Source organism: Acinetobacter sp. YH12211 (assembly GCF_013418015.1).
Classification (GTDB): Bacteria; Pseudomonadota; Gammaproteobacteria; order Pseudomonadales; family Moraxellaceae; genus Acinetobacter; species Acinetobacter towneri.
In genome coordinates this window covers 1-6,793 of record NZ_VPCW01000055.1, presented here as the reverse complement: position 1 = coordinate 6,793, position 6,793 = coordinate 1, and the positions used below count along the sequence as shown (strand labels likewise).

Below are 6,793 nucleotides of genomic sequence, written 5' to 3'. Positions count from 1 at the left end.
TCGCAAGAGATGCGATGGATGTCTGATTATTTGTAGTCATAAATTTAAGTCCCCACTTGTTTCTAAGTGGGGACTAAATTAAGGCTTATAGGATGAATTCAGAAGGTGTGTTCAGCGGACGCTTACTCCTGCACAGCATTTTCAATCTTTTAAACTTTGCCAAATTCCGCAAAACGCTTTAGGCTAAAACCGCTTCTTTACCGCTTTGAATGTTATGGATCTCACTCGTCTGCGTACCCTGCCTAGCCCTGATGAAATTCGGCAATTGCCACTGTTTGAAAATATTGCGCGTCAAAATATTGTACTGATTCAAAATCTAGAGCAATGTCTAGCAATTGAAGCTGAACTGAAAACCGCAGCTGTCTTGGGTTTCGATTCTGAATCTAAACCCACGTTTAATGTAGGCGAAGTTTCTACAGGCCCGCATTTAATTCAGCTCGCAACCTTAGAAAAAGCCTATCTATTTCAGCTCAATGATGACATTTGGCAATTTTTGCAGCCAGTTTTTGCCAATCGCGATCAAATTAAAGTAGGTTTTGGGCTGAAAAATGATGCCCATTTATTTCGTAAAAAAGGTATACAACTGAATAGCGTGATTGAACTATCCAAATGTTTTGGCAGTTTTGGTTTTAAAAGTCCGCTTGGGCTTAAAAATGCCATGGCATTATTATTTCACGTTCATTTCCCTAAAAGCCGAAGTATCAGCACCTCAAACTGGGCATGCAAACAGCTCAGTGAAGCACAAATTGCCTATGCTGCCGCCGATGCCTACGCACCTGTGTTGATATTTGAAGAATTGGGGCGTTTGGGTCTATTGCCCGAGCATATCCCAAACAGTTCACTCAAATTGCGGATTCGTCCCTCTAAAACAAAACCTACAACAGATGCTTAGATATTTAACAATACTTTGTTAAGATGCACAGATTGAATTCAATAAGTTTTTGGCAAGGAGCGAAAGCATGCTGATCATCCCTGCAATTGACCTGAAAGATGGCAAGTGTGTTCGTTTAAAACAAGGTCGTATGGAAGATGATACTGTATTTTCTGACGATCCAGTGGCAACAGCACAACACTGGGTAAATGAAGGCGCGCGTCGCTTGCATTTAGTCGATTTAAACGGCGCTTTCGCAGGTACGCCAATTCATAAACCTGTGGTTGAAGCGATTGTAAAATCACAACCGGATCTTCCAATTCAAATTGGTGGCGGTATTCGTTCACTCGAAACCATCGAACACTATTTGGATGCAGGCGTATCGTTCGTGATTATTGGTACCAAAGCCGTACAAGAGCCTACTTTTGTAGAAGAAGCCTGCAAGAAATTTGCAGGACACATCATTGTCGGCATTGACGCCATGAATGGCATGGTGGCTACTGATGGTTGGGCCAACGTCACAGACGTGAAGGCAACAGATTTAGCTAAGCGTTTTGCCGATGCAGGTGTATCTAGCATTGTTTATACCGATATTGCCCGTGATGGCATGATGCAAGGTGTGAACGTAGAACAAACCGTAAACTTGGCGCAATATTCAGGCTTACCCGTGATTGCTTCTGGCGGTGTGACCAATTTAGATGACGTACGCAACCTAAAAGGTCAGCCTGGCATTTTAGGTGCGATTACAGGTCGTGCAATTTACGAAGGCACGTTAAGCCTGCGTGAGGCACAGTTGCTTTTAGATGAGCAATCTTTGTAATTCTGCCGCGTATTTTTAAAGAGGTCTGCGGACCTCTTTTTTATTTTGATTTTATTTTACTCATTTTGAGTTTTCTTCATCTCCCACTGGTTCTATGTCTCAGCTTTCACCAATGCTTCGCAGCAAAGCGCCGCAACTGGCGCTCATTTTGATTACCTTAATTTGGGGTGCAACCTTCATTACCGTGCAATACGGTTTGAACTTCAGCAGTCCCGTACTGTTTGTAGGCTTACGTTTTGCCGCAGCCACGTTGGCCGTGGGGCTGATTTCATGGCGAAGCTTACGTGGTTTTAGCATCGATGAACTCTATGCAGGCTTTGCCATAGGCGCAGTCATTGCGCTAGGTTATGTCACTCAAACCATTGGCTTACAAAGTATCAGCAGTAGCGAATCGGCCTTTTTAACGGCGCTGTATGTCCCGCTTGTACCGCTATTGCTGTGGTTATGCTTTGATCAACGTCCGCATGTCATGACTTGGTTGGGTGCTATTTTGGCATTTGTAGGCTTGGTCTTTTTAACAGGCAATGGCTTAGGCGCAATTCAGTTAAGTTTTGGACAAGCCATTACTTTAATCGGTTCAATTGCGATTGCCTTTGAAATTATTTTAATTAGCTATTTTGCCAATCGGGTCAATTTAAAGCGCGTTACCCTCATCCAACTGGGTTGTGCATCGTTATTGTGTTTTGCGATTGCACCATGGGTTGGAGAAACTCAATTGCCCGAATTTCAGTGGTCACTCCTTGCTGTTTTGCTCGGCTTAGGCATTGCCAGTGCCGTGATTCAATTAGTGATGAACTGGGCGCAACGACAAGTAGACCCTGCGCAAGCTGCTATTATTTATGCAGGTGAGCCTGTTTGGGCCGCATTGATTGGACGTTTGGCAGGCGAGCGCTTAGCCGTTTTGGCGTTGTTCGGTGGACTACTGGTGGTTTTAGGCGTGCTGGTCAGCGAATGGCGACCAAAATTTTTAAAACGAAACACATCATCCCAAAAAGTTGAATGAACAGCATCTCGGCAAGATCGCTCAAAACATCTTAAAAAGACGAACGAACGTGAATTTAATGATACATCGGTAAATTATCATTCACGCGAATTAAACCGCGTATAGCACGGTAAACAATCCATAACCACGAAATAGCAACCACTGCGATACAGAAAAGTGTCGCAGCCAAAGTCATACTGGCAAAGCTTTGCGCATCTGGACTAAAGAACACCAAAAAGAACGGCACAAAGGCCACAATATTCCAAAACAGATACCACCAGAAGCTGCGAATTTGCCAAGTAAAATGACTGGCAAAAATTGAACCTTGTACATCACTACGTTTTAAATAGTTGATGATTAAGGCAATAACGGCCAATATCCCCGCAGAAAAAATCGCCACGATATACAGCACATATAAAATCATGGTCAATGAACGATGTGGGTCTTGATCTACTGAATATGAATGCTCTGCGTCTGACATAATGCACCTGACAAGCCTGTTACTGGAACAATATTCCCAATTAGATATTAAGCTGATTCAGCGGAGAAATTAACCATAAAATCAGCAAGATATTTAAGCCTATCGTACAAAAATAAATCTTACCAAAGGGTTGTTTTTGTGTTTTATGGCGTAATTTTTGTTGTGCTAACCATGCAGCAGGCCAACCCCCTAAAAAAGCCACGATATGCAAGTTATTTTCAGGAATACGACGCCCGCCCTGCTGTGCAGCTTCTTTATCTTGTGCATACAGCCAATAACTCAGCGCATTCATCAAACTGATGAATAATAACAACATACCACTGAGCAATCCCAACAGCATCAGCAAAGCCAAAGCAACAATATAAGCCACACACAATATTTGCATCGGCTGCATTTTTTGCGTGCTGTTGGATATTTTCGTACTCACAGCAGATGCCTTTGCCGCCTTGGTCTGCGAAGCTTTTAAATACACCGCTTGCTGCGCTCGGTAACGTCCACGCTCATCCACAGTCACTGTGTATTCTAAGGCACAGCCCACAATTGGACGTGGCCCTTGTCGGGCGAAGTCCTTAATGTGTAAAAACACGCGATCTTTTTGGTGGTCATTCGGCTGAATAAACCCATAACCCTGCTCATCAAACCATTCGACTAAACGCCCTTGATCACGCATGTTCTATATCCCTCAAGCTGTCACAAACTTTAAGCGTTCAATCAGCATATTCCGCATTTCATCTGGATTTTTCTGCAAAATATCTGCGCCTGTCCGCCCTTCTGCCGCATTTTTAGCAGCCACCTGCAAACGCATTAACCAAAAACGTCCTGCCGCCATTGCCAAATACAGTTCCAAACAGGCTTTTTCGTCTTGGGTTAAAGGACGCACCGTTTCGTAGGCATTTAAAAATGCAATCGCCTTGCTTTCATTTAAGCTCAGCTCAGGAAAATCGGTACAAAAATCATTCAGCGTAATCGCAATATCAAACAGCAATTCATCTTGATTTAATTCATAAAAATCTAAAATGCCTTGCAACTGATCATCTGCAAACAAGGTATTGTCACGGAATAAATCCGAGTGAATAAAACCTTTGGGACGCTGCGGATAGACTGCGGTTAAAGCTTCATACAAGCCCAAAAGTTTGGACAGTAAGGCTTGATCGGCCACATGCATGCTTGGTTTTAATTGGCGTGCGACCCCTGCCCAATAAGCATGATCACGTACATGATCGCGCTGCAAAGGAAAATTTTGTAAGGCCACATGCATTTTGGCTTGTGCAATCGCAATCGCTTCCACTTGCGCCACTGTTGCCAGTGTCGGATGCTGCCCAATTAAACGCGGTGCAATTTGTGCAGGTTTTTCTTTTAATTGGTGAATGGCTTGTCCCGAATAGGATAAAGGCACTGCCACAGGCAAACCCGCTTGCCCCAAATGCTGCAATACAGGAATTAATTCACCTGCCGCTTGCTGATCTAATTCTTCAAAAATGGTCAGCACGTACTCGTTTTGATTGTCGCAGCGCAAAAAATAATTGGTATTTTGAATCCCCCCTTGAATGGGAATCAGCTCGACCACCTCCAATCCATAAGGCGCTGCAAAGACCTGAACTTCCTTTAAAGTCAAAGGAGTATAAACCGACATAGAAAACCTGCGAAAAACCTGAGCTAAGTTTGATAGAATACCCGCTCCATCTGCCAAGGTGTAGCGCTTGTGTGGGTGAGTTTCATAATCGGCTGTAATAATTGGAAAAATTTATGCTAGCGAAACGTATTATTCCTTGCCTAGACGTAGATAATGGTCGCGTGGTTAAGGGCGTGCAATTCCTTGATATTCGTGATGCGGGCGACCCTGTCGAAGTGGCGCGTCGTTATAATGAACAAGGTGCCGATGAAATCACCTTTTTAGACATTACTGCTACCCATCATGGTCGTGATACCACTTATCGTACCGTAGAACGTATGGCAGAAACCGTGTTCGTGCCCCTCACCGTTGGTGGTGGCGTGCGTAAGGTTGAGGACATCCGCCTGTTACTTAACGCAGGTGCAGATAAAGTCAGCATTAACTCTGCAGCCGTGTTTAACCCTGAATTTGTGCAAGAAGCCTCACAGCGTTTTGGCGCGCAATGTATTGTGGTTGCCATTGATGCGAAAAAAACGGGTGATAACAAATGGGAAATTTTCACCCACGGTGGTCGTAAACCAACCGGTATTGATGCCATTGAATGGGCAGTGAAAATGGCAGACTATGGCGCAGGTGAGCTATTGGTCACCTCAATGGATGCCGATGGCACCAAAGCAGGCTATGACTTGGCGCTCATGCGTGCCATCAATGACCGTGTAATGGTACCTACCATTGCTTCTGGCGGTGTAGGTAATTTACAACACTTGGCCGATGGGATTCTAAAAGGCGGTGCCGATGCGGTACTGGCAGCCTCAATTTTCCACTTTGGTCAGCATACCATTCCTGAAGCCAAACAATATTTGGCAGCACAAGGCATTGAAATGCGTTTGTAAAATCATAGTGCAAACGAACTGTGAAAAGTGCAATCTGAGGATTGCACTTTTTTTAGCTTAAAATTGAAGTAAAGGTAAAATTTAGGCAGAAAAAAAGGAGTCCGAAGACTCCTATCAACTCAAAAAACCACAGCGCTGAGGTTCTTTTATCTTTTTAAATAGACTTATAAAAAAATAATCAACAAAATCAATTTATCATCACACAATATTCAACCGAAACATCCGTGGATATTTCACTGCACACAATATACGCAGAGCTTTAGCTGAAATATTGACCAAAAACACCAAAAACATTGACCATTTGCGACAAGACTTGCCCAAGCTGTCAGTACAAACCTTGATTTGCTGCAATACAGTTAAGATAACTGCTCTGCCACAGCTAATTTTTTCTCGACCCATTTGGCAGGAAAATATGCAGCAGACAGATGGTTTAAACCCTGTGCAATCACCCGAGGTAAGGCAATGCCTAACGGATTTTGCTCCTGTAAGGCAGGTGCTGAAATGACTCGCGTTCCTAAAATATAATCAAACCACGGTTTGGTCACGCACCAGTTCGCATCCTGATTGCTGTTCATGTGATGGTCATAATGCCACGGAATTTTCTTAACTGCCCACTCTGGCTCTAAATGCGCACGACGGTGAATATAATAATAATTCGCAGCACTATATAGCGCAGCCAAACTCATACCCTTAGAAATTGGATAGAACACGCCACTGGCCACCGTTGCCACCACAGCCAAAGACACAATTTCATTTTTGGTACGCCAGTTGCGAATCCCTTCGACATAGCCATGATCGTGAAAACTGGTTTTACGCACTTCACGATGATGTTCCCAATGTGATTTCATACTTTCAGGCACAGGACTATAACGGCGCTGCCCTGCTCGATGCGTTCCGTGCAAAATATATTTATGTGCCACCCATTCAAAACCATTGGCAACCACCAAACCTGCTAGAAATCCTTTCCACATCGCTATTTCTGTTCCTTAAAATGTAGTCAAACATAGTCAAGGACTAATTCGCACTCTGTTAATGTCTTGTTGCCAAGCGTGTAACTAGAGCCTGAGTCGGTCAGTTCCGACTTGTAGCGGTCAGTCCGTTCTTGCAATATACGCTTTACAGTTTTGTAAGGCG

General features: G+C 43.8%; 8 protein-coding genes. 4 read left to right on the top strand and 4 right to left on the bottom strand.

The genetic code is table 11. The features are described from left to right. The first annotated feature begins 214 nt into the window (after positions 1–214). From FTU98_RS13625 to FTU98_RS13615, 3 genes are all read left to right on the top strand, one after another. The gene (locus FTU98_RS13625; protein WP_004974396.1) at positions 215–892 is read left to right on the top strand and encodes a hypothetical protein; all 678 of its coding nucleotides are present in this window, start codon (positions 215–217) and stop codon (positions 890–892) included. 67 nt (positions 893–959) lie between these two features. Continuing rightward, positions 960–1,691, top strand: a complete 732-nt coding sequence (gene hisA / locus FTU98_RS13620) for a 1-(5-phosphoribosyl)-5-[(5-phosphoribosylamino)methylideneamino]imidazole-4-carboxamide isomerase (RefSeq protein WP_180051558.1) — start codon at positions 960–962, stop codon at positions 1,689–1,691. Between the two features lie 112 nt (positions 1,692–1,803). Next, on the top strand, positions 1,804–2,694 hold the full coding sequence (locus FTU98_RS13615; RefSeq protein WP_228274487.1) for a DMT family transporter: 891 nt from the start codon (positions 1,804–1,806) through the stop codon (positions 2,692–2,694). 55 nt (positions 2,695–2,749) lie between these two features. Here FTU98_RS13615 and FTU98_RS13610 read toward each other — a convergent pair whose 3' ends face one another. The 3 genes from FTU98_RS13610 to FTU98_RS13600 are packed head-to-tail and all read right to left on the bottom strand — an operon-like array spanning position 2,750 to position 4,787. Then, the gene (locus FTU98_RS13610) at positions 2,750–3,154 is read right to left on the bottom strand and encodes a hypothetical protein (protein WP_004974391.1); all 405 of its coding nucleotides are present in this window, start codon (positions 3,152–3,154) and stop codon (positions 2,750–2,752) included. Between the two features lie 40 nt (positions 3,155–3,194). Continuing rightward, positions 3,195–3,824, bottom strand: coding sequence for a DUF1294 domain-containing protein (locus tag FTU98_RS13605; protein ID WP_154320234.1), 630 nt, complete (start codon positions 3,822–3,824; stop codon positions 3,195–3,197). 12 nt (positions 3,825–3,836) lie between these two features. After that, positions 3,837–4,787 carry a homoserine kinase gene (locus FTU98_RS13600; protein WP_154320233.1) on the bottom strand — a complete coding sequence of 317 codons (951 nt, stop codon included), beginning with the start codon at positions 4,785–4,787 and terminating at the stop codon, positions 3,837–3,839. 113 nt (positions 4,788–4,900) lie between these two features. On the opposite strand from FTU98_RS13600, the gene hisF reads away from it, so the two are divergent. After that, complete coding sequence (hisF, locus tag FTU98_RS13595; protein WP_154320232.1) at positions 4,901–5,659, top strand: imidazole glycerol phosphate synthase subunit HisF; 759 nt, start codon at positions 4,901–4,903, stop codon at positions 5,657–5,659. Between the two features lie 356 nt (positions 5,660–6,015). Here the strand turns inward: hisF and FTU98_RS13590 are convergent, their stop codons facing one another. Further along, positions 6,016–6,630: a hypothetical protein gene (locus tag FTU98_RS13590; RefSeq protein ID WP_154320231.1), complete on the bottom strand. Its 615-nt coding sequence runs from the start codon at positions 6,628–6,630 to the stop codon at positions 6,016–6,018. Positions 6,631–6,793 lie beyond the last annotated feature (163 nt).